Origin of the sequence: Streptomyces sp. NPDC002032 (assembly GCF_042890765.1) — a bacterium.
Lineage (GTDB): Bacteria > Actinomycetota > Actinomycetes > Streptomycetales > Streptomycetaceae > Streptomyces.
This window is the reverse complement of sequence record NZ_JBIASM010000005.1, coordinates 225,795-248,627: the sequence shown is the minus strand read 5'-3', so window position 1 is coordinate 248,627 and position 22,833 is coordinate 225,795. Positions and strand designations below refer to the sequence as shown.

Sequence of the window (22,833 nt, the reverse complement as noted above, 5' to 3'; positions counted from 1 at the left end):
GTCCGCGTCCGGTGGTCGTCCTTGCGGGAGGCCTTGCCTTCGGGGGTATCCGTGACCGGGGGAACCGGGCCGGGCGGCCGCGGCGGGGCGGGGACGAGCACGGTCCATGTCCTCGCTGTGGCGGGGGCGGTCGGGTCTCGCGGGCTTCCGGCCGCTCGTCCGGTGGGTGGCTCACCATGCTGGCACGGTCGTGGCGCCGTCCGGCGGGTGAGGTGCCGGGGCGGGGTCGTTCGGCCGGATAGGCCTTCTTGTCGGGGTGTGGGGCAGGCGGGAGGATGCCTGCGATCGGAGGGGCCGGTCGGGAGGGGGAAGCATGAGGGCATGGGGATCGTTCGCCCGGGCCGCGCTGGTGCTGGCGCTGGTCGGGGCGGGGTTCACGGGGGTGGGGCAGGCCGCGGCGGCCGCGCCGGCGGCGCCGGAGTTGCTCGTCAAACGGTCCACCGGGCTGCTGGACGGGGACGTCGTGGGGTTCTCCGTCAAGGGCGGTCCGGCCAAGGCGTACGTGTGGGCGGAGCTGTGCGCGCCCGACACGGTGGCGGGGGCGTGTGACGAGGACACCGCGCGGCAGTTCCGGGTGCTGCCGGACGGGACGCTGCCGGTGAACCCGAAGAAGCTCTACGCCCTGCTCGCCACCGGGGCGGGCACCTTCGACTGCCGTACCGCGACCGCCGCGCACCCGTGCCGGCTGGCGCTGACCGACAATGCGGGGGCCGTCCTGAGCACCGTCGCGCTGCGGTTCCGTCCGCACGGGGAGCTCGAAGCGGCGCCCACGGTCCGGGTGGACCCCGACCGGGGCCTGGTGGACGGACAGTCCGTACGGGTCACGGGCCGCGGCTACGAACCGCAGTACCACTCGGTGGTCGTGCAGTGCGCGGCGGGCGACGTGGAGTACAACGGCTGCCGGACCCGCGGGCGCCCGCCGGCCACCACGGACCAGGGGCGGCTCGACGAGACGGTGACCCTGTCGGCGACCTTCGCCACCAATGACGGCCGCACGATCGACTGCCGCGTGGCCCCGGGGTGCGAACTGGTGGTCCACGGCACCCGGGTGCGGGGACCGGAAATGGTCCGTCATCCCCTCCACTTCGCCCCGGCCGGCGGCTGACGGAACCCTGTGCGACGGTCCGGCCCCCGTGCGTGAGCGCTCGCGGGGCCGGACCCTTTCGCATGCCCGTCCGGCCTGCGGATTCCGGTTCCCTTGGAGATGGCCTGAAGTCGCTCTTCCGCGATGCGGATGGAGGAGACCAGAGCGAATGATTCAAGCCAATCCTTAGGTGACGGATCAGCTTTCGGTCAGGGTGTCCCACCTGCCACTTGGCTTGTGCCACGACCCTTTTCTGTCAGCGGCAGACAGGTAGGCTGCTCAGGCTGGCCGGGCTCGGCCGGTGACGGGGGGAGATCCATTGGGTGAGCGGCTCAGTTTCAGAATTCTTGGTCCACTTATGGCCACCGCGGGGGAGCGGCCGGTCCAAGTGGGAGGTGCCCGGCAACGTACGATTCTGGCCCTTCTGCTCCTGAGTCCGGGGCGGATTGTGCCAGTTGACACACTTGTGGATGTAGTGTGGAACGGCAGGCCCCCTGCCACCGCGCGGACCCAGGTGGCCATCGTCATCGCCGCCCTGCGGAAGGCCTTCAAGACCGAGGGCGTGACCGAGGAAGTCATCGTCACCGCGCACCCCGGTTACCTGCTGCGTGCGGAGGGGCACGAGCTGGACACCGTCACCTTCACCGGACTCGTCGCCGAGGCCGAGACCTCCGTCCGTGAGGCGCGCCCGGCGGACGCGGCGCGCTGCTACGCCGAAGCCCTGGCCCTCTGGCGCGGTCCGGCGCTCGCCGGGGTGAGCGGACAGCTCGTCGAGGACGAGGCCGCCCGCTGGGAAGAGGTGCGGATCAACGCCTACGAGGCGCTGACCTCCGTCCAGCTGGAGCTGGGCCGCCATCAGCTGCTGCTGCCGGAACTGGCCGCGACCGTACGGGAACACCCGCTGCGGGAGCGCACCCGCTACCACTTCATCCTGGCCCAGTACCGCTCCGGGCGGCGGGCCGAGGCGATGGAGAGCTTCCGGGAGGCGAGACGCCAGTTCATCGACGAACTGGGCATGGACCCCGGACCCGAGCTCCAGGAACTGCACGACGCGATCCTGCGCGACGACCCGGCCCTGGCCTTCGAGGCGCCACCCGTCAGCGCCGTGGAAGCCGTGGTGGACGCTTTAGGAGCACGTGGCCACGTCGTCCCCTCCGAACTCCCCCCCGACGTACCGGGGTTCGCGGGGCGTGGCGAGGAGCTCGCCGCCCTGGACGCGCTGGCCGGCGGGCACGGCGACGGGGACCGGACGCCCACCATCGGGCTGATCACGGGCGTCGCGGGCGTGGGCAAGACCGGCCTCGCCGTCCGCTGGGCGCACCGGGTTACCGAACAGTACCCGGACGGGCGGCTGTTCGCGGACCTCCGCGGCTATGACGAGCACCACGCCCCGACCACGGCCGGCGACATCCTCAGCCGCTTCCTGCGCTCGCTCGGCGTGGAGAGCGACGACGTGCCCATCGGGCTGGAGGACCGGGTCGCGCTGTACCGCAGCGTGCTCTCGGAACGCCGGGTGCTGCTGGTGCTCGACAACGTACGCACGTTCGCGCAGATCCGGCCGCTGCTGCCGGGCAGCGGCGGCTGCACCGTCCTGGTCACCAGCCGGGAGCAGCTGGAGCAGCTGGTGACCTGGCCGCAGCGCGCCCGGGTGCACCTGGGCGTGCTGCCCGAGGACGAGTCGGTCGAGCTGCTCGGCCGGATCGTGGGCGAGGCGCGGATCCTCGCCGCGCCCGAGGACTCGGCCCGGCTCGCCGAGCTGTGCGACCGGCTGCCCCTCGCGCTGCGCATCGCGGCGGCCCGGCTGGCGTCCAAGCCGCACTGGTCGGTGCGGCACCTGGTCACCCGGCTCAGCGACGGGCGGCGCCGGCTGGACGAGCTGAGCCAGGGCGAGTCCCAGATCCGGGCGAGCTTCGAGCTGAGCTACCGCTACCTCCACAAGGACGCGGCGCGGCTCTACCGCTACCTCGGGCTGCTCGGCGTACCCGACTTCACCGCCTGGGTGGGGGCCGCGCTGATGGACCAGGACGTCCTGGACGCGGAACGGCTCATCGAACACCTCGTGGACGCCCAGTTCCTGGAGGTCGTCGGGGTCGACGCCACCGGCCAGCTGCGCTACCGCTTCCAGAACCTGATGCGGCTCTACGCGGAGGAGCTGGCGCGGGCGGAGGAGAGCGAGGAGGACCGGCTGGCGGCCTGCGACCGGGTGTTCCGGACCTGTCTGACGATCGCCGAGCAGGCGCACCGGCGCGAGTACGGCGGGGACTTCGGCATCGTCCACAGCGAGGTGCCCCGCCGGGAGATCGACGCCGTCATGCTGGAGGAGCTGCTGGCGGCGCCCCTGGAGTGGTACGAGGCGGAGCGGCTGTCGCTGGTGGCCCTGGTCGAACAGGCGGCGCGGACGGGCCTGTCCGACCTCGCCTGGGACCTGGTCGCCTCGATGACGGTGCTCTTCGAGTCGCGCAACTACCTGGAGGACTGGCGTCGCTGTAGCGAGTACGCCCTGGAGGCCTCGCGCGTCACGGACAACCTGCGCGGCCAGGCGGCGATGGAGCAGCAGCTCGGCGCCATCGACCTGAGGCTGCGCCGGCTCGACGACTCCGCCCGGCGCCACGAGAGGGCTCTCGACCTCTACGCCCGGGCCGGCGACCCGCTGGGCCGGGCCCTGGTGCTGCGCAACCTCGCGGTCATCGACCGGATCCGGGGGGAGTACGGACGTGCCGTCGACCGGCTGGGGGAGGCGCTGCCGGTGTTCCGCTCGGCGGGGGACCGGGCCTCGGAGGCCTACGTTCTCAACGGGATGGCGCAGCTCGCCCTCGACCAGGGCCGGCCGCAGGACGCGGTGGAGCTGGGCCTGGAGGCCGTCCGGGTGTCCGAGGAGATCCAGGGCGGGGTCTCGCGCAGCCTCGCGCAAGGGGTCTACCGGCTGGCCAGCGCCTACCTGGAGCTGGGCCGGCTGGCGGAGGCGGAGACGGCCTTCGCGCGGGCGGTGCGCATCGTGGAGGAGAAGTCGGACCTGCTGGGACAGGCGTACGCCCTGCTGGGCCTGGCGCAGACCCGGCACTCGGCGGGCGCCGCCGAGGCGGCCGAGGCGACCTTCCTGGCGGCGCTCGACGCGTCCCGGCGGACCAGGAGTCCGATGATCGAGGGGCAGATCCGGCTCGCACTCGGCGAGGCCTACCGGGAGAGCGGGCGCGAGGAGGAGGGGCGGGCCCATCTCGCGGCGGCGCTGAGCGTCTTCCGGGGCATCGGCGCCCCGCCGTGGGAGGAGCGCACGGTCCGGGCGCTGGACCGGGCCGGGGCCGGCGGCCTGGCCGCGCACGCGGGGGAGTGTGCGTAACCGCCCAATAACCCGGCGATAAAGCGGCTCCCTAGCGTCATCGCAGACGAGAAAACTGCCGAGCTGTGGAGTCTGCGATGTCACGTACGGTCGGTGCGCCCTCTTTTGCCGTGATCCCCGGCGCACAGGTGCACGAAGTCCTCGACGGCCGTGAGCCCGAGGTGGTCGGATTGATCGAATCCGCTTACCGGGTGCACGGCGAGGGCGGGACGGTCAATCCGCCGTCCTATTTCCTGCGCTTTCCCGACCGGCCGACCTCGCGCATCATCGCGCTTCCGGCGTCCATCGCAGGTGCGGCTCCGGTCGACGGACTGAAGTGGATTTCCAGCTTCCCCGAGAACGTGGCGGCCGGAATTCCGCGCGCCTCGGCCGTACTGATCCTCAACGACCCGGAAACCGGCTACCCGATCGCCTGCCTGGAATCCTCGATCATCAGCGCGGCGCGCACCGCCGCCTCCGCCGCACTGGCCGCCGACCGGCTCAGCCCGGCCGGCCGCCGTCCGCGCCGGATCGGCTTCTTCGGCGTCGGCCTGATCGCGCGTTTCATCCACCAGTACCTGGCGGGCACGGGCTGGGAGTTCGACGAGATCGGCGTGCACGACCTGTCCACCGAGCACGCCGAGGGCTTCGCGGACTACCTCACCCGCTCCGGCGAGCAGGGCCCGGTCACCGTCCACGACAGCGCCGAGAGGCTGATCCGCGAGAGCGACCTGGTCGTCTTCGCGACCGTGGCGGGCACCCCCCACGTCACCGACCCGGGGTGGTTCACCCACAACCCGCTGGTGCTGCACGTCTCCCTGCGCGACCTGTCGCCCGAGGTGATCCTCTCCGGCTTCAACGTCGTCGACGACATCGAGCACTGCCTGAAGGCCGACACCTCCCCCCACCTGGCCGAACAGCTCACCGGCAGCCGCGATTTCCTCGACGGGACGCTGTACGACGTGCTGTCCGGGCAGCTGTCCGTCCCCGAGGACAAGCCCGTCTTCTTCTCCCCCTTCGGCCTCGGCGTGCTCGACCTCGCGGTCGGCCGGCACATCCACGACACCCTCGGCGCGCAGGACCGGCTCACGGTCGTCGAGGACTTCTTCCACGAGATGCGCCGCTACGGCTGAGGCCTCCCCTTCCCGCCCCCCACGGCCGCCCCCACCACGGCCCCGAGCCGTCCGAGGAAAGTGATTCAGTGACCACACTGCTCGACACCACCACTCGGGCGCCGGCCGATCCCGGCCGGCGCCCCCTCACCGTCCGGGTCGAGGAGACCCTCCTGGACCCGCACCCGCCCATGGAGCTGTACGAGGCCCTGCGCGCGCGGTTCGGGGAGGACGTGTTCCTCCTGGAGTCCCTGGAGAGCCCCGAGTTCGACGGGAACTCGGCCGTCGTCGGCTTCGGCCGGCTCGCCGAGCTGCGGATCCACCCGGGGCGGATCTCCGCCGTCGGCGTGGCGCCCGTACTGGCCGGGCTGTCCGCGGTCGCCGACCGGCTGGGGCTGGCCGAAGGCCCGGACGGGGACCGGCTGTTCGAGCGCCCCGGCCAGGTCTGGGACGTACTGCGGGCCGTGGAGGCCTCCTTCGACGTCGACAGCGCCCGCCCCGAGTACGCCTTCGGCTTCCTGGCCACCGTCGGCTACGGAGCCGCCTGGTACATGGAGGAGCTGCCCGAGCGCGGCGACCCCGGCGACGAGGCGCCCGACCTGGTCCTGACCCTGTTCCAGGACACCGTCTGGTACGACCTGGACGCCGGTACGGCCGTCCGGCTGGCCGCCCGCAGCGAGGCCTTCGGCTCCGACGGCGGCCCCGCCGCCCGTACCGATCTGGCCGGGATCGTCGAGCGGCTGACCGCCGGGATGAGCGAGCCGGCCGGCCGGGCGCCGCGGGCCCCCGCCCCGTTCGCCGTCCGCGACAGCACCGACGAGGCGGCCTTCCTGGCCAACGTCGAACGCTGCCTCGGCCACATCGGCGTCGGCGACATCTACCAGATCCAGATCGGCCACCGCATCGAGGTCGACAGCCCGCTGACCCCGGCCGAGGTCTACCGCAGGCTCCGCGCGCGCAATCCCTCCCCGTACATGTACCTCGTGCCCCGCTGCGGATCGACCCTGATCGGGGCCAGCCCCGAGGTCCTCTTCCGTACCGAGGGCGACCGCATCGTCATGCGGCCCATCGCCGGCACCACCCCGCGCAGCGGGGACCCGGCGGTGGACGGACCGCGCATCGAGGCCCTGCTCGCCAGCGAGAAGGAGCGGGCCGAGCACGTGATGCTGGTCGACCTGTGCCGCAACGACATCGGCCGCGTCAGCCTGCCCACCACCCTCGAAGCCCGCGACGTCATGACGGTCGAGACCTTCTCGCACGTCTTCCACCTGGTCTCCACGGTGGAGGGCGTCCTCGCCCCCGGCGAGGACACCTGGTCGGCGCTGGCCGCGACCTTCCCCGCCGGGACGGTCACCGGCGCCCCCAAGATCCGCGCCATGGAGATCATCTCCGAACTGGAGAGCGATTCCCGGGGCATGTACGCGGGAGCCGTCGGCCTGGTCGACGTCCGCGGCTGGTCCCGGCTGGCCCTGTGTATCCGCACCGTCACCCACGACGGGTCGACGTACTCCACCCAGAGCTGCGCCGGCATCGTCGCGGACTCCTCGCCCGCCGCCGAGTGGCGCGAGACCCTGCACAAGATGGGGGCCGCCTACTGGGCGCTCACCGGTGAGGAGCTGCTCCAGTGAAGGTCCTGCTCGTCGACGCGTACGACAGTTTCACCCACATCATCGACCAGTACCTGCGCTCCCTCGGTGCCACCACCGAGATCGTCCGCTCCCGCACCGAGAGCCCCGGCGACCTCGCCGCCCGGCTCCCCGACGCCGTGGTCCTGGGCCCCGGCCCGGGACATCCCGCCGACTCCGGCCACGTCGAGCTCGTGCACCGCTTCGCCGGACGGGTGCCGCTGCTCGGTATCTGCCTGGGCCACCAGGCCATCGGCCTGGCCTACGGGGGCGCCGTGCGCGTCGCCGACCGGCTCAAGCACGGCAAGACCAGCGAGGTCGCCCACGACGGCGCCGGGGTCTTCGCCGGGCTCGGCGCCCCCATGACCGCCACCCGCTACCACTCGCTCATCGTGGCGGAACCCCTGCCGCAGGAGCTGATCGCCACCGCGCACGCCGTCGACGACGGCTACGTGATGGGGCTGCGCCACCGCACCCTCGCCGTCGAAGGGGTGCAGTTCCACCCCGAATCGATCACCACGGTCGGCGGCATGCGGCTCCTGCAGAACTTCCTCACCACCGCACGGACCCAGCAGCCCGCAGACACCCTCGCCGGGTGACGAAGGAGCATTTCGTGGAGCACGTGGAATCCTGGCGGGCCCTGCCCGCGGCACAACAGCCCCCATGGCCCGACGCGGCGGCCCTGGACGCGGTGCGCACGCGCCTGCGCGACACCGTTCCGCTCGTGGTCGCCGCCGAGTGCGAGCAGCTCAAGCAGCGGCTCGGCGCCGTCGCCCGGGGCGAGGCCTTCCTCCTCCAGGGCGGCGACTGCGCCGAGACCTTCGCGGACGTCCGGGAGGACTCCGTACGCCGCAAGGTGCGCACCCTGCTGCAGATGGCGCTCGTCCTCCAGTACGCCGCCTCCGTGCCGGTCGTGAAGATCGGCCGGATGGCGGGGCAGTACGCCAAGCCCCGCTCGAAGCCCACCGAGACGCGGGACGGGCTCACCCTGCCCGCCTACCGGGGCGACGCCGTCAACGGCTTCCCCTTCGAGGCGGCGGAGCGGGAACCGGACCCGGGCCGGCTGCTGCGGATGCACCAGGCCGCCGCGGGCACGCTGAACCTCGTACGGGCCTTCACCACCGGCGGTTACGCGGACCTGCGCCAGGCGCACGCCTGGAACCAGGACTTCGTCGCCCGCTCGCCCGTCGGCGAGCGCTACTCGGCGCTGGCCACCCAGATCGACCAGGCCCTCAACTTCATGCGCGCCTGCGGGGCCGACGAACGCATCCAGCACGCCGTGGAGTTCTTCGTCAGCCACGAGGGGCTGCTGCTGGAGTACGAGGAGCCGCTGGTCCGGGAGGACCCGGTGACCGGGCGGCGCTATGCCACCAGCGGCCACATGCTGTGGATCGGGGAGCGGACCAGGGACCTCGACGGGGCGCACGTGGAGTTCTTCTCGAAGATCTCCAACCCGGTCGCGGTCAAGCTCGGGCCGGCCACCGACTCCGACACGGTGCTGCGGCTGATCGACCGGCTCGACCCCGAACGGGAGCCCGGCCGGCTCACCTTCATCGTCCGCATGGGCGCCGGACAGGTACGCGACCGGCTGCCGGGGCTGGTGGAGAAGGTGGCCGCGGAGGGGGCGCCGGTGGCGTGGGTGAGCGATCCCATGCACGGCAACACCTTCGAGGCCCCCTCGGGCCTCAAGACCCGTCGCTTCGACGACATCGTCGACGAGGTGAAGGGCTTCTTCGAGGTCCACCGCGAGCTCGGGACGCATCCCGGGGGCGTGCACCTGGAATTCACCGGGGGCGATGTCACGGAATGCGTGGGAGGCGGTGAGGAAGTGAGCCTGGACGGACTGAGCGAACGCTATGAGTCCACTTGTGACCCCCGGCTCAACCGCACCCAGTCGCTGGATCTGGCCTTCATGGTGGCCGAAATGTACCGGGAACGCTGAGCCTCCGCTTTCAGGATTGTCGGCGAGCGATATCCGAGGGGCCCTCAAGTGCCCCTCCACCGGCTCCACAGTGGTCGTCAAGGCCGGTTCCGAGGCTGTTTATCGTCTTCGGGGCCTGCCCTGACCAGCGGTTATATCGTTCTTATCGAAATGGTGCGGCCCCCGAAGACGCAGCGATATCAGCTCGAAGCCGCTCCTTCCTAGTGTTCTTCTCACCGGAACAGACCGGGACTCGAGCAGGACTCAACGGGGGAGCAGAACCGAGATGCAGAACACCTTGCGCACTCAGATCAAGCGGATCACCGTCGCCATCGCCGTGGCGGTGGCCGTAGCGGGTGCGGTGCGGATCGCGGACAGCGAGACGACGGCCGCCCCGGTCAGCGTCACCGCCGACGGCACCCCCCGCACCGCCCCCGTCCCGATCCCCACCACGACGTCCGAATCCGGAGAATGGCACTGATGGACCGCAACTGGAGCACGCTGCTCGAGGCCCTGCTCGCCGGCCGGGACCTGGCTGCCGCCGATACCGCCTGGGCCATGGACCAGGTGATGCGCGGCGAGGCCACCGAGGCCCAGCTCGCCGGTTTCCTGGTCGCCCTGCGCGGCAAGGGCGAGACGGTCGCCGAGCTGGAGGGGCTGGTCCGCGCGATGCTGCACCACGCGGTCTCCCTCGACGTGCCCGGCGCCACGGTCGATGTGGTCGGTACGGGCGGCGACGGCGCCCGTACGGTGAACATCTCGACCATGTCCGCGATCGTCGCGGCCGGCGCCGGGGCCCGGGTCGTCAAGCACGGCAACCGGGCCTCCACCTCGGCCTCGGGATCCGCGGACGTGCTGGAGGCGCTCGGGGTGACCCTGCGCCTGCCGCCGGCCCGGGTCGCGGAGCTGGTGGAGGAGGCGGGCATCACCTTCTGCTTCGCCCCCGACTTCCACCCGTCAATGCGGCACGCGGCGCCGGTCCGCAAGCAGCTGGGGATCCCCACGGTCTTCAACGCGCTGGGCCCGCTGACCAATCCGGCCCGGCCGACCGCCCAGGCGGTCGGTGTGGCCGACGCCCGGCTGCTCCCGCTGATCGCGGGAGTGCTGGCCCGCCGGGGCGGCACGGCCCTGGTCTTCCGCGGGGACGACGGGCTCGACGAACTCAGCGTCACGACCACCTCGACGGTGTTGAGCGTCGAGGAGGGACGGGTGCGGGAGGAGTCCTTCGACCCGAGGGACATCGGCATCGCGTTCGCCCCCCTCGACGCCCTGCGCGGGGCGGACGCCGCGCACAACGCGGCGGTGGCACGGCGGCTGTTCGCCGGGCAGGAGCGGGGGCCGGTGCGCGACGCGGTGCTGCTCTCCGCGGGCGCCGCACTGGCCGCCGCCGAGCCGGCCCGGGGCCGTACGGTCACCGAGCGGCTGCGCGAGTCGGTCGCGGTGGCCGCCCGGTCCCTCGACTCGGGTGCGGCGCAGGCCGTCCTGGAGCGCTGGGTACGGGCGGCGGCCGGACACGCCGCGGCGCCGCTCGCCGCGGCGGGACGGTGAGCGGCGCGCACTGAGGCTGCGACCGTGGCCTGACGCGGCGGTGCGGCCGTACCGGTCCCTGGGAGGGGGACGGTACGGCCGCACCGGCGATCGCGTCACGGAACCCGGACGGAGCCGGGGTGGGGCGGAGCCGGGTCAGCTGCCCGGTGGGCGGCTCAGGAGACGCCGGCCCTGGCCGGGAGCTCGACCGGTTCGTGCACCAGGGGCCCGTCGGCCACGTCGTCGGCCTCCTTCGCGGGGGACACCCCCCTTCGGATCCAGGAGAGTGCGGGAGAGGTGATCGCCGTGGTGAGGAGGGCCATCAGGACCAGCATCGTGAACAGGTCCGGCCCGATCACCCCGAGTTCCAGCCCCAGGTTCAGCACCACCAGTTCGGTCAGGCCGCGGCAGTTCATCAGGGCGCCGATCGACATGGCGTCCCGCCAGGACTGCCCGGTGGCCCGCGCCGCGCCGGCGCTGCCGCCCCACTTGCCGAGGAAGGCCACGGTCATGACGGCCAGGGTCCACACCCACATCATCGGATCGGCGACCACCAGGCCCACGTCGGTGCGCAGACCGGTGTTGACGAAGAACAGCGGCAGCAGGATCGGGATGGTGAAGGCCCGCAGCCGTGCCGCGCACAGCTCGATCACCCGGGAGCCGCGGGGAGTGACCACACCGAAGACGAAGGCGCCGAACAGCGCGTGCACGCCGATCTTGTCGGTGGTGAAGGCCGACAGGCACAGCCCGCTGAACAGCACCACCAGGACGACGGAGTCCACGGTCCGGGCGGCCCGTACGGCCCATTTGGCCATCAGCGGCCGGACCACGTAGATCATGAACGCCAGGAACAGGGCCGCGAGGGCGGCGGTGGTGGCGGCGTCCAGCGGGGAGCTGCTGGTGCTGACGGCGACCACCGCGGCCAGCAGGCACCAGGCGGTCACGTCGTCCACGGCCGCGCAGGCCATGGCCAGGGCGCCGATCCGGGTGTTGTAGAGCCCCCGGTCGGTCAGGATCCGGGCGAGCACCGGGAACGCGGTGATGCTCATGGACACGGCGATGAACAGCACGAAGGCGAGCTTGGAGACCCCGTCGGGGGCCAGCGAGTCGTACATCAGCAGGGCCAGTCCCGAGCCGAGGACCAGCGGGAGCGCGATGCTCGCCTGGCTGACGGCGATCGCGGTACGGCTGTGCCCCCGCAGGTTGGAGAGGTTCAGCTCCAGCCCGACCAGGAACATGAACGCCAGCAGGCCGATGTTTCCGAACGCCCCGGTGAACGGCAGGACCGTCCCGGGGAACAGCCACGTCTGGGCCGAGGGCCACAGCCAGCCGAGCAGCGAGGGCCCGAGCAGGATGCCGACGGCGATCTCCCCGACCACCGGCGGCTGACCGAGACGGCGGAAGAACATCCCGCCGGCCTTGCACGCGATGATGACGGCGGGGATCGCGATCAGCAGGTCGGGCAGCGGGTCACGGGCGGACACGGGCCGCCTCCTTGGGGGCCGCCGGGGCGGTGGCGGGGAGCGGGGCGGGTCTCGCGGGCAGGGGCGGGGCGGCGGCGGGTGGGCCCGGGACGGCGGTGGCGTCGGTCCAGCGGGCGTATCTGCGCTTGCCGTACAGCAGGGGTTCCTCGTCCTCGCGCAGCGAGACCCGGTGGACGCGGACGAAGACCGCGGTGTGGTCGCCGAATTCGACGGAGCGGACCACCTCCGCGTCGGCGACGGCGTGCGAGGCCTCCGCCAGGTGCGGGCCGCCGGCCCCCAGCGGCAGGCGCCACTCGGTGCGCTCGAAGCGGTCCGGGGAGCCCGAGGCGAAGAGGTCGGAGACCGGGCGGGCGTTCTCGTGCAGCAGGTTGACCGCGACGTGACCCGTCTCCAGGACGGCCTGCACGGTCGGGCTCGCGGTGCGCAGGCACAGCACGATCGTGGGCGGAGACAGGGCCACGCTGGCCAGGGAGCTGCACGTCATACCGCGCGGCTCGGAATCCGCGCCGATCGTGGTGATCACCGAGACGCCGGACGGGAACGCCGACATCAGGGGCCTGATGTCGGCTTCGGCCTCCGCGCCGCCGGACTGGCCGGCACGGACGGACGGGACGGGCTGGGAGGTCTGTGACATGTCGGGGTGCTCTCCTGAAGCTGGGGGGGGGTGCGGCGCGGGCCCGGAAGCCGGGGGGAGGAACCGGCTCCGGGCCAGCGCACCGGAGGGAATGCGGCTGCTTACTTGCCGTGCAGCTGACGCAGGTACTCGTACGTGCTCGGCAGCGTGTCCAGGAGGTGCTCCTGCTCCTGCTTCACCTTGCCGAACATGGCCTCGGCGCCCGCGACGGAGTCGGGCTTGTGCGCGAGGGCCGGGAGCGGGGCGTCCGGCTCCAGGCCGAGGCCCGCGAAGACGCAGTAGTAGCTGCCGTTGGTCCAGAAGTTGCGGAATTCGGCTTCGAAGTTCCCGTAGTACGTGGACTCGTCGGCGATCGGGGAGTTGATCGCGAGACCGGCCTTGTACGCGGAGATCTTCTCCTGGATGTTCTTCGGGAGCGTCAGTTCCTTGTTCGCCCGCCAGAACGGCGTGTCGTTGCGCGGCGCGTAGTAGAAGTGCGCCTGGATGAAGTCGCGGGTGTCGTCGAACATCACCTCGATCTCGCGGTTGAAGCTGTTGGCCAGCTCCGGGTGGAAATTGCGGTCGGGGAAGTGCTTGGCGAGCTGGTAGATGGCGGCGGTGATGAAGTAGATGCCGGTCGATTCCAGCGGCTCCAGGAACGCCGAGGAAAGGCCGATGCTCACCACGTTGTTCACCCAGGCGCGGCGGTTGCGGCCCACCCGGAACTTCACGTGGTTGAACTTCGTGGTCTCCGGGTCGAGGCCCCAGAGCGCGCTGAATTCCTTGGTCGCCTCCTCCTGCGTCGTGAACTTGCTGGAATAGACGTAGCCGGAGCCGAAACGGCCCAGCATCGGGATCTTCCAGGTCCAGCCGGAGGACATCGCGATGGCGGAGGTGTACGGCTCGATGCCGGCCGCCTCGTCGTCGTGCGGGACGGCGGTGGCGACGGCGCTGTCGCAGAGCAGGTGGTCGCTCATGTCGATGAACGGCTCTTCGAGGGCCTTGTTGATGAGCAGGCCGCGGAAGCCGGAGCAGTCCACGAACAGGTCGGCGTCCAGGACCTGGCCGTCCTTGGTGTGCAGGGCCTTGATGAAGCCCCGCTCGTCCTTCTCCGCGTGGGTCATCTCGCCCTGGACGTGGCGCACGCCCTGCTTCTCGGTGGCGAAGCGGCGCAGGAAGTCGGCGACCAGGGCCGCGTCGAAGTGCCAGGCGTAGCGGGTGGACGGGGTGCCGTCGAGCCACTTCGGGGACTTCTTCGCGTCCATGACGGGGGGCTCGCGGAAGCACGCGTAGTCGAACGGCTCCTCGGTCAGGCCCTCCAGCTTGCGCTTGGCCCAGTAGTGCGACATCGGGACGTTGTCGCTGTCCGGCAGGATGCCGAACGGGTGGTAGAAGTGGTCGGGGCCGCCGTTCTCCAGCGTACGGGCCTGGGACTCGCCCTGGCCGCCGGTGCGCCAGTTCACGAAGCGCACGGCCATCTTGAAGCTGGCGTTGCACTCCCGCATCCACTCCTCCTCGGCGATGCCGAGGTATTCGAAGAGGACCTTGTGGAGGTTCGGGACGGTGGCCTCACCGACACCGATCCGCGGAATCGCCGGGGCCTCCAGCACCGTGATGTCCACGGTGCCCTGGAGCGCCTTGCCGAGATAGGCGGCGGTCATCCAGCCGGCGGTACCGCCGCCGAGGATGACGACTTTCTGAATGCGCGAGTCGGTGCCGGTCATGTGAGGGACTCTCTCTTCCGTCAGCGTGGGGAGTTCCGTGGTGCGATGTGGAAGAGATTCAGGCCACCGACTATGCGCCACCTATAACCAGCCGTATGGCATCGATATAGCGGATTGGCCGAATCTCGGTCACGCTGTATCCGCACCCCGCAACTCCCAGCAGAGGATGGCTGCATCAGATGCCGTACGACGAAGGGACGAAGGGAATCCTCTCTACCGTGGGAGGAACTCCGCTCATTGAACTGGAGCGTTTGCTGCCGGGCCTCGGCTCGCGGGTGTTCGCCAAGGTGGAGCGGTTCAATCCCGGAGGAAGTATCAAGGACCGCTCGGCACTTTCCATGGTGCTGGCGCGCATCAGGACCGGGGAACTCGTCCCCGGCACATCAACCGTGATCGAGTCGAGTTCGGGCAATCTCGCGATCGGGCTCGCCCAGATCTGCGGGTATTTCGGACTGCGTTTCATCTGTGTGGTGGACGCCCGGACGACCCGGCAGAACGTCGCGATCCTGCGGGCCTACGGGGCCGAGGTCGAGATCGTCGTCGACCCCGACCCGGTCACCGGCGAACTCCTGCCGGCCCGGCTGCGCCGGGTGGCCGACCTCGTCGCCGAGACGCCCGACGCGTACTGGCCCGACCAGTACTCCAACCCGCTCAACCCGATCGCCCACCAGGCCACGATGAGGGAGATCGCCGAGGCCCTCGACGGCCGCGTCGACCAGCTCGTCCTGGCCGCCGGCACCAGCGGAACCCTGGGCGGCTGCGCCGAGTACATCCGCCGGCACGGCATGTCCACCACGATCAACGCGGTGGACGCCATCGGCAGCGTGCTCTTCGGCCCGCAGGAGCGCCGCACCCGGCTCATCCCGGGCCACGGCGCCTCGGTGGTGCCCCGCCTGCTGCGCCCCTCGGACGCCGACCGGGTCATCCACGTCGGCGACCTCGACTGCGTCGTCGGCTGCCGGCGCCTCGTCCGCGACGAGGCCGTACTCGCCGGCGGTTCCTCCGGGGCCGTCGTCGCCGCGCTGGAACGGATCGCCCCGGACATCGTCCCCGGCTCGAACGTGGTGCTCGTCCTGCCCGACGGCGGCGACCGCTATCTGGAGACGATCTACGACGACGCCTGGGTGTACCGCCAGTTCGGCGAGGTCTCGCACCTCTGGAAGGAGCCCCGCTCCGTGGGCCGCACCCCGCACCTGGTGGATATAGGCCACTGATAGCGGCCCCTCCCACCATCGATCCATCGGTAACCACGCAAGACCCCCACCACCTCGACACCCCACCGGGCGCCCACCCGGCACGGCACCGGCAGGTCCGCCGCGGACCGCCGTTCATTGGAGGAACATCAGATGACCACCCAGATCCCCGCCCTCGACGCCGGGCGCAAGGAGCAGATCAAGGACATCGTCTGCGACATCCTCGAACTCGACCTCGACGAGGTGACCGAGACGAGCCTGTTCAAGGAGGAGCACGACGCCGACTCCCTGCGCACCATCGAGATCCTGGCCTCGCTGGAGCGCGTCTTCGGCATCACGCTGGAGCAGTCCGAGCTCAGCCGCATGGTCAACCTGGTCGGCGTGTACGCCGTGATCGCGGAGGCCGAGGGCAAGTGACCTCCGAGACGGCCGCGACGGGGCGGCGACCCGCTCCCCGGCACCGGGTGGTGATCACGGGTCTCGGTGTCGTGACGAGCATCGGCACGGGCGTCGACGCCTTCGCCGAGGGACTGCGCGCCGGACGCAGCGGGGCGAAGCCCATCAGCGCCTTCGACACCACCGGCTTCGCCCACTCCAACGCCTGCGAGATCACCGACTTCGAGCCCGAGGCCTGGCTGCGCGAGCTGCCGGCCGACGAGCTCGGCCGGGCCGCCCAGTTCGCGGTCGCCGGAGCCCGTATGGCGGTGGCCGACGGCGGACTCACCGAGGCGGACGTCCGGGCCAGGCGCTCCCTGGTCTCGGTCGGCACCACCGACGGCGAGTCCCGCGACCTCGACCACCTCACCGGGCTCCAGGTCGCCGGGGACGAGGACACCCTCGACCCGGTGGTGGCCCGGCGCGTCTGGCCCGGCCGGCTCTCCGCGGGCATCGTCCGCGAACTCGGCCTGGAGGACGTGGAGACGGTCACCGTCCCCACCGCCTGCGCCGCCGGGAACTACGCCGTCGGCTACGGCTACGACGCCATCAGCTCCGGAGACGTCGAGATGGCGCTGTGCGGCGGGGCCGACGCCCTGTGCCGCAAGACCTTCACCGGCTTCTACCGGCTCGGCACCATCGCCCCCGACGTCTGCCGGCCCTTCGACGCCGACCGGCAGGGCATCCTCACCGGTGAGGGCGCCGGCATCCTGCTCATGGAATCGCTGGAATCCGCGCTGGCCCGCGGCGCCCGCATCTACGCCGAGGTCCTCGGCTACGGACTGTCCTGCGACGCCAGCCACCCGGTCGCCCCCGACCGGGACTCGATCGCCCGCTGCATCACCGCGGCGCACGCCAACGCCGGGATCACCCCCGCCGACGTGGACTTCATCTCCGCGCACGGCACCGGGACCCGGGCGAACGACGTCACCGAGGTCGGCGCGATCCGCCAGGTGTTCGGCGAGGACCTGCCGCGCACCGTCTCCATCAAGTCGATGATCGGCCACACCATGGGCGCCGCCAGCGCCCTGGCCTCGGCGGCCTGCGCCCTCGCCCTGCGCGAGGGGTTCATCCCGCCGACCATCAACCACCGCACCACCGACCCCGAGTGCGGCGTGGACTGCGTACCGAACGAGGCCGTGGAAGCCGACCTCAAGGTCGTGCAGAACAACGGACTCGCCTTCGGCGGCAACAACGCCGTGCTGGTCCTCGGCCACTGGGAAGAGAGGAGCGCAGTCGCATGAGCGCAACAGCACCGGCGGAGCCCGGCGAGCGCCGGCTCGTCATCTCGGGCTGGGCCGTCACCTCCCCGTACGGGCTGGGCCGCCGCTCCTTCGCCGAGGGCCTCCTCGCGCGGACGACGGCCACCTCGGCGGTGGACGGCGCGCAGTGGCCCGTCCCGTACGGGGAAGCCGGCCTGATCCCGGACTTCGACATCAAGGCCGTGCTCGGCCGCAAGGGGACCCGGTCCATGGACCGGGCCACCGGGATCGCCGTCGTCACCGTCGGGGAGCTCCTGGAGGACTTCGGCCGGGGCCTGGCCGCCGACCCGGAGAAGACCGGGCTCGTGCTGGGCACCTCCGGCAGCGTCCAGTCCATCATGGACTTCACCAAGGACGCCCTGACGGGGGAGAAGCCCTACCTGGTCGACCCGGCCCGCTTCCCGAACACCGTGATGAACTGCCCGACGGGCCAGAGCGCCATCCGGCACACCCTCAAGGGCCCCAACGTCACCGTGTCCGGGGGCTCGGCCACCGGCCTGCTCGCCCTGAACTACGCCTCCCGGCTGCTGCGCGGCGGCCACGCCAACGCGCTGCTGGCCGGCGCGGCGGAGGAGTTCTCCGTGCAGCGCGCCCGCCTGGAGCGGGTCGCCGACCACGGCGGCGCCGAGGCCGACCCGCTCGGCGAGGGCGCCGCGCTGTTCCTGCTGGAGAGCGGGGACGACGCCCGGGAGGGGGGCCGGCGGGTGCTCGCCACCGTCCTCGGCTCCCGCTTCCGGGCCTTCCCCGAGAGCGGGCGCGCCGGGGCCGCGCTGGCCCGCTGCGTCGCCGAGGTGCTCGCCGACGCCGGCGTGGGACCGCAGGACGTCGCCCTGGTCGCGCCGGGCACCCCGCCGGGGCAGCTCGGCAAGCAGGAGGAGTCCGCGCTGGAGGGGGTCGCGGGCGAGCGGATCGCCGTACGCCCGCTCGTCGGCGACGCGACCGCCGCGTCGGCGGCGTTCCAGCTGGCCGCCGTACTGGCCCACGCCGGTGGTGAGCCCGCCCTCGTGGACCGGCTCGCCCTGGTCACCGCCCTGGACCGGGACGGCACCGTCGGAGCCACCCTGCTGCGGCTCGGCTGAGACCGGCTGGGACCGGCGGGGGCGCGGACGGCCGCGCCCCCGGCCCCGTACCGCCCCTTTCCCCCCTACCCGCGCGATCCCCGTACCCGCGCACCCGCGCCGCGAAGAGAGAGGCATCTATCCATGTCCGAGACACCGAGGCCGGTAGCCCTCGTCACCGGCGGCTCCCGCGGCATCGGCCGGGCCGTGGTGGAGACCCTGGCACGGGACGGCCACGACGTGGCGTTCTGCTACCAGTCCAACGAGGAGGCCGCCACGCTCGCCGCGAAGTCCGCGCGGGAGCTGGGGGCGCGGGTGCTCGCCCGGCGCGTGGACGTCACGGACCGCGACCAGGTCCGGGCCTTCACCGCGGAGGCCGAGGCGGAGCTGGGCCCGGTGGAGGTCCTGGTCACGGCCGCGGGCATCGTCCGGGACAGCCACCTGGCGATGATGAAGGACGAGGACTGGGACGCGGTCGTCCGCACCAACCTCGACGGCACGTTCAACTTCGCCAAGGCGCTGGCCTTCCCGATGATGAAGCGCCGCCGCGGCACGATCGTCACCCTGTCCTCCGTCGCCGCCGCCGGGAACGCCACGCAGAGCAACTACTCCGCGACCAAGGCCGGGATCATCGGCTTCACCAAGGCCCTGGCCAAGGAGTCCGGCCGCAGCGGCCTGCGGGCCAACTCCGTGGCCCCCGGCTTCATCGCCACCGACATGGTCGGCGGCCTGTCCGAGAAGCACGCCCAGCAGATGAAGGCGCGGATCCCGCTGGGCCGCTTCGGCGAGGCGCAGGAGGTCGCCGAGCTGGTGTCCTTCCTGGCCTCCGACCGTGCCGCGTACATCACCGGACAGGTCTTCCACATCGACGGCGGCCTGGTCGTCTGACCGGCCCGTCCCGTCCGACCAGCCCGATTCACAGAGGAGTTCGACATGGCCGGCCGTGCCGCCAAACCGCCCCGGTTCTACTTCAACCTGCGCAGCCCCTACAACTTCTTCGCCCTGCACGACCTGGAGCGCGAGCACCCCGGGCTGCTGGACCGCCTGGAGTGGCGTCCCTTCTGGGAGCCCGACGAGACCAGCGCCGAGCTGCTGGCCGCGGCCGGCGGGCAGTTCCCGTACACGCCCATGACCCGGGCGAAGCAGTTCTACATCCTGCGCGACGTACGGCGGCTCGCCGCCGAGCGCGGTCTGGCGCTGACCTGGCCGACCGACCGTTCGCCGTGGTGGGAGCCGGCCCACCTGACCTGGTTCCTCGCCGTCGACGCTGGCCTGGGCCGGGAGTGGGTGGCCCGCGCGGGCCGGGCGCGCTGGCTGGAGGGCCGTGACATCTGCGATCCGGCGACCGTCGTCGAACTCGCGGTGGAGACCGGTCTCGACGCCGACACGGTGGCCGCCGCCACCGACAGCGCCGTGCTGCGCGAGCGGGGCGCCGCCGCCCTGCTGGACGTCCACCGCGACGGGGTCTTCGGGGTCCCGTACTTCGTGAACGGCAGCGAGCCCTACTGGGGCCTCGACCGGGTCCCGGCCTTCGCCGCCTCCTTCGCGGACGCGGCCCCGGCCGCCCCTCGGCAGCCCGCCGAGGCGGAGCTCGCGGTGGTCGGCGCCGGACGGACCACGGACATGAGCCACGCGGGAGGCTGCGGATGAGCGCCACGACCGGACCCGCCGTGACCGCCGTGACCGGGGCGGACGGGGCGCCCGAGGCGGCCCTGGCGCTGCCGCTGACCGCCATCCAGCAGTCCATGTGGACGGCCTACCGGGTCTCGCCCGAGGCCTGCGCCTACAACATCGTCATGCCGTTGCGGCTGCGCGGCCGCGTCGACCCCGCCGCCATGGACGCCGCGGTCACCGCCGTCGGCGCCCGCCAGGACCTGCTCCGCTCGGTCTTCACCGAGAGCGCCGCCGGCGTGCACCGCACCGTCGCCGAACAGCCCCTGGTCCGGCTGGAGTTCCACGACCTCGACGGAGCCGGCGAGAGCGCCCTGCACCGGGCCGCCGAGGAGGCCGGGGCCCGCCCCTTCCGGCTGGAGTCCGGCGCCTTCCGCGTGGTGCTGCTGCGCAACACCGACGAGGACTGGGCGCTGGTCACCTCCGCCCACCACATCGTCAGCGACTTCACCTCGCGCTGGCTGCTGGTCCGCGACGTCCTCGACGCCTACGAGGGGTTCGCGGCCGCCGCCGCACCGCGCTGGCGGCCCATCCCCGGCTCCTACGCCGACCACGCCGCCGAGGAGCTGCGCTACACCGCCTCCCCGCAGGGCCTGCGGGCGGCCGCGCTGTGGCAGGAGTCGGTGGGGCAGGCCCCCGCCGCCGAACTGCCGCTGGACCGGCCCCGCCCGGCGCTGCGCTCCTACCGGGGCGGGACCGTCGTACGGCAGCTCGCCGACGCGAGCGCCGCGGGCCTGGCCCCGGCCGCCGCCGTCGCCGGGGTGACGCCCTTCGCCTACCTGCTCGGGGTCTTCCAGGCGCTCACCCACCGCTGGACCGGCCAGGACGCCTTCGTGCTCGGGGTCCCGGCCACCAGCCGGATGGGCCGCGCGCAGCGGGACGTGATCGGCTGCTTCCTCAACACCATGCCGGTACGGGCCGACTTCACCCCTGCCTCCACCTTCCGCAGCGCGGCCGAGCAGGCCGGGCAGCGGGTCATGGGCGGCATGCTGGGCGTGCGCTACCCGTGCGCGCTGGCCTTCCCCCGGGCCACGGTGTTCCGCACCGCGCTGTTCCTCGTCCAGATGGACCGGATGGAGCCGCCGGTGCCCAACGTCCCGCCGGGCGCGGCCGAGGGTCCGTCCGTGCCGTACGCCGGGCTGGACATCGCCCTGATCGACGTCCCGCAGCAGGAGGGCCAGCTGGACCTGCTGCTGCGGATCGAGCAGACCCCCGAGGGGGTCACGGCCGTCTTCTCCTACGACACGGACGTGCTCGACCGGGAGACGGTCGCCCGGTTCGCCGACGGGTACGAGCGGATGCTGGCGGCGGCCGTCGCCGGGCCGGACACCCCGGTCGCCGAGGTGGAACTGGCGGCCGCGGGCGAGCTGGAGGCGCTGCTGGCGCTGGGCTCCGGCGGCGCCGGCGCGGACTTCGCCTCCTTCACCTCCTTCGACTCGTCCGACGAGTTCGAGTCCTTCGAGAGTGCCTGGGAGTACCGGTGAGCCTCAAAGTGGCCGTGATCGGCGCGGGACTGGGCGGTCTGACCGCCGCCGCGGCCCTGTACGCCCGGGGCCTGGACGTGACCGTCCACGAGCGGGGCACGGCCCTGCGCGAGCAGGGCGTCGGCATGCACCTGGGCCCGAACGGGACCCGGCTGCTGGAACGCCTCGGGCTCGGCCCCCGGCTCGCCGAGCTGGCCGTGCGCCCCGAGGCCCTGGAGGTCCGGGCCTTCCACAACGGCGCGCGGGTCGCCGAACAGGAGATGGGCGAGGCCTGGGAGCGGCAGTTCGGCGCCCCCTACCTCACCGTCCACCGCGGTGACCTGCACCGGATGCTGGCCGCCCTGCTCCCGCAGGAGCGGGTGCGCACCGGCAAGGAGCTCCTGCGGTACGAGGAGGGCCCCGGCGGGGTGCTCCTGGAGTTCGCGGACGGCACCACGTCCGTGGCCGACGTCCTGGTCGGTGCCGACGGGGTGCACTCGGCGGTGCGCCGCGCGGTGGCCGGCGCGGACGCCCCCGTGTACTCCGGGAACAGCGCGCTGCGCGGCCTGGTCGACGCGGCGGACGTGCCCTCCCTGGACCCGCGCCGGATGTACATGTTCGCGGGCCCCGCCTCGCGCGTGCTGTGCTACCCGGTCAGCGGGGGACGGCAGTTCACGTACGTGGTGGTCACTCCCGCCGCCGAGGGCGACGCGGAGTCCTGGACCAGCGCCACCGACCGGGCCGACCTCGACTCGGTCCTGGCCGGCTGGGCGCCCGAGGTGCGCGAACTGGTCGGTGCGGCGGGCGAGGTGCGCCGCTGGGCCCTGTACGACCGGGCGCCGCTGGAGCGCTGGAGCACCCCGCGCGTCACCCTGCTCGGCGACGCGGCCCACCCGATGCTGCCCCACCACGGGCAGGGCGCCAACCAGGCCGTGGAGGACGCGGTGGCGCTGGCCCTGTGCCTGGCCGGGGCGGCCGAGGACGCGCGCGGCGTGGCCGCCGCCCTGGCACGCTACGAGGAGGTCCGCCGCCCGCACACCACGCGGGTCCAGCTCGGATCGCGCACCGGCCGGCCGGCCCCGCGGGAGGACGGCCGCCCCGGAGGCGTCAAGGAAGCCGCCGAGGACGTGGGCTGGATCCTCTCCCACGACGTCGAGGCCGCCTTCGCCGCCCCGGCGCCCGCCGCCGCCTGACCCCCGCCCCCCGGCACAACCTGCCCGGCACCCCCCCCGCACACCCTCCGTACCCCAGGGCCCCCGACGCCACCCGGCGCCGGGGGCCCGTCGCGTTCCGGCACGTATATGCGCTCGATAGGGCATCGATAGCGGCCTCTTCAAGGATGGGC

The 22,833-nt window shown here is 72.5% G+C and carries 19 protein-coding genes; 16 read left to right on the top strand and 3 right to left on the bottom strand.

Features of this window, described 5'->3' with window-relative positions; all coding sequences use genetic code 11:
• Positions 1-313: 313 nt before the first annotated feature.
• From ACFYYT_RS15110 to trpD, 8 genes are all read left to right on the top strand, one after another.
• Positions 314-1,105, top strand: coding sequence for a neocarzinostatin apoprotein domain-containing protein (locus tag ACFYYT_RS15110; RefSeq protein WP_351815187.1), 792 nt, complete (start codon positions 314-316; stop codon positions 1,103-1,105).
• A gap of 337 nt (positions 1,106-1,442) precedes the next feature.
• Positions 1,443-4,421, top strand: a complete 2,979-nt coding sequence (locus ACFYYT_RS15105) for a BTAD domain-containing putative transcriptional regulator (RefSeq protein WP_351815184.1) — start codon at positions 1,443-1,445, stop codon at positions 4,419-4,421.
• 77 nt (positions 4,422-4,498) lie between these two features.
• The gene (gene sbnB / locus ACFYYT_RS15100) at positions 4,499-5,533 is read left to right on the top strand and encodes a 2,3-diaminopropionate biosynthesis protein SbnB (RefSeq protein WP_351815182.1); all 1,035 of its coding nucleotides are present in this window, start codon (positions 4,499-4,501) and stop codon (positions 5,531-5,533) included.
• 68 nt (positions 5,534-5,601) lie between these two features.
• Positions 5,602-7,140 (top strand): anthranilate synthase component I family protein, encoded by a 1,539-nt coding sequence (locus ACFYYT_RS15095; protein ID WP_351815179.1) that lies wholly within the window; start codon positions 5,602-5,604, stop codon positions 7,138-7,140.
• Positions 7,137-7,736 (top strand): aminodeoxychorismate/anthranilate synthase component II, encoded by a 600-nt coding sequence (locus ACFYYT_RS15090; protein WP_351815176.1) that lies wholly within the window; start codon positions 7,137-7,139, stop codon positions 7,734-7,736. The genes ACFYYT_RS15095 and ACFYYT_RS15090 overlap by 4 nt, the downstream gene beginning before the upstream one ends.
• On the top strand, positions 7,733-9,079 hold the full coding sequence (locus ACFYYT_RS15085) for a class II 3-deoxy-7-phosphoheptulonate synthase (RefSeq protein WP_351815173.1): 1,347 nt from the start codon (positions 7,733-7,735) through the stop codon (positions 9,077-9,079). Before ACFYYT_RS15090 ends, ACFYYT_RS15085 begins: the two co-directional genes overlap by 4 nt.
• A 265-nt stretch (positions 9,080-9,344) precedes the next feature.
• On the top strand, positions 9,345-9,539 hold the full coding sequence (locus ACFYYT_RS15080) for a hypothetical protein (protein ID WP_351815170.1): 195 nt from the start codon (positions 9,345-9,347) through the stop codon (positions 9,537-9,539).
• Complete coding sequence (gene trpD / locus ACFYYT_RS15075; RefSeq protein ID WP_351815168.1) at positions 9,539-10,606, top strand: anthranilate phosphoribosyltransferase; 1,068 nt, start codon at positions 9,539-9,541, stop codon at positions 10,604-10,606. Before ACFYYT_RS15080 ends, trpD begins: the two co-directional genes overlap by 1 nt.
• A gap of 155 nt (positions 10,607-10,761) precedes the next feature.
• Here the strand turns inward: trpD and ACFYYT_RS15070 are convergent, their stop codons facing one another.
• The 3 genes from ACFYYT_RS15070 to ACFYYT_RS15060 all read right to left on the bottom strand — a co-directional run bounded on the left by ACFYYT_RS15070 (position 10,762) and on the right by ACFYYT_RS15060 (position 14,406).
• Complete coding sequence (locus tag ACFYYT_RS15070; RefSeq protein ID WP_351815165.1) at positions 10,762-12,069, bottom strand: cation:proton antiporter; 1,308 nt, start codon at positions 12,067-12,069, stop codon at positions 10,762-10,764.
• Positions 12,056-12,703, bottom strand: a complete 648-nt coding sequence (locus tag ACFYYT_RS15065; RefSeq protein ID WP_351815162.1) for a flavin reductase family protein — start codon at positions 12,701-12,703, stop codon at positions 12,056-12,058. Before ACFYYT_RS15065 ends, ACFYYT_RS15070 begins: the two co-directional genes overlap by 14 nt.
• A gap of 101 nt (positions 12,704-12,804) precedes the next feature.
• Positions 12,805-14,406, bottom strand: a complete 1,602-nt coding sequence (locus tag ACFYYT_RS15060) for a tryptophan halogenase family protein (protein WP_351815159.1) — start codon at positions 14,404-14,406, stop codon at positions 12,805-12,807.
• A 179-nt stretch (positions 14,407-14,585) separates the two neighbouring features.
• Here ACFYYT_RS15060 and sbnA point away from each other — a divergent pair, with 179 nt between their 5' ends.
• From sbnA to ACFYYT_RS15020, 8 genes are all read left to right on the top strand, one after another.
• Positions 14,586-15,620 (top strand): 2,3-diaminopropionate biosynthesis protein SbnA, encoded by a 1,035-nt coding sequence (sbnA, locus tag ACFYYT_RS15055; protein WP_351815157.1) that lies wholly within the window; start codon positions 14,586-14,588, stop codon positions 15,618-15,620.
• 132 nt (positions 15,621-15,752) lie between these two features.
• On the top strand, positions 15,753-16,016 hold the full coding sequence (locus ACFYYT_RS15050) for an acyl carrier protein (protein ID WP_266843109.1): 264 nt from the start codon (positions 15,753-15,755) through the stop codon (positions 16,014-16,016).
• On the top strand, positions 16,013-17,278 hold the full coding sequence (locus tag ACFYYT_RS15045) for a beta-ketoacyl-[acyl-carrier-protein] synthase family protein (RefSeq protein ID WP_351815154.1): 1,266 nt from the start codon (positions 16,013-16,015) through the stop codon (positions 17,276-17,278). The genes ACFYYT_RS15050 and ACFYYT_RS15045 overlap by 4 nt, the downstream gene beginning before the upstream one ends.
• Positions 17,275-18,375 (top strand): beta-ketoacyl synthase N-terminal-like domain-containing protein, encoded by a 1,101-nt coding sequence (locus tag ACFYYT_RS15040; protein WP_351815151.1) that lies wholly within the window; start codon positions 17,275-17,277, stop codon positions 18,373-18,375. Before ACFYYT_RS15045 ends, ACFYYT_RS15040 begins: the two co-directional genes overlap by 4 nt.
• A gap of 123 nt (positions 18,376-18,498) precedes the next feature.
• The gene (gene fabG, locus ACFYYT_RS15035; protein WP_351815148.1) at positions 18,499-19,242 is read left to right on the top strand and encodes a 3-oxoacyl-[acyl-carrier-protein] reductase; all 744 of its coding nucleotides are present in this window, start codon (positions 18,499-18,501) and stop codon (positions 19,240-19,242) included.
• 45 nt (positions 19,243-19,287) lie between these two features.
• Positions 19,288-20,004 (top strand): DsbA family protein, encoded by a 717-nt coding sequence (locus ACFYYT_RS15030; RefSeq protein WP_351815145.1) that lies wholly within the window; start codon positions 19,288-19,290, stop codon positions 20,002-20,004.
• A complete protein-coding gene (locus tag ACFYYT_RS15025; RefSeq protein ID WP_351815142.1) occupies positions 20,001-21,509 on the top strand; it encodes a condensation domain-containing protein in 1,509 nt (502 codons plus the stop codon). Before ACFYYT_RS15030 ends, ACFYYT_RS15025 begins: the two co-directional genes overlap by 4 nt.
• Positions 21,506-22,681 carry an FAD-dependent monooxygenase gene (locus ACFYYT_RS15020; RefSeq protein ID WP_351815139.1) on the top strand — a complete coding sequence of 392 codons (1,176 nt, stop codon included), beginning with the start codon at positions 21,506-21,508 and terminating at the stop codon, positions 22,679-22,681. Before ACFYYT_RS15025 ends, ACFYYT_RS15020 begins: the two co-directional genes overlap by 4 nt.
• Positions 22,682-22,833: the final 152 nt, after the last annotated feature.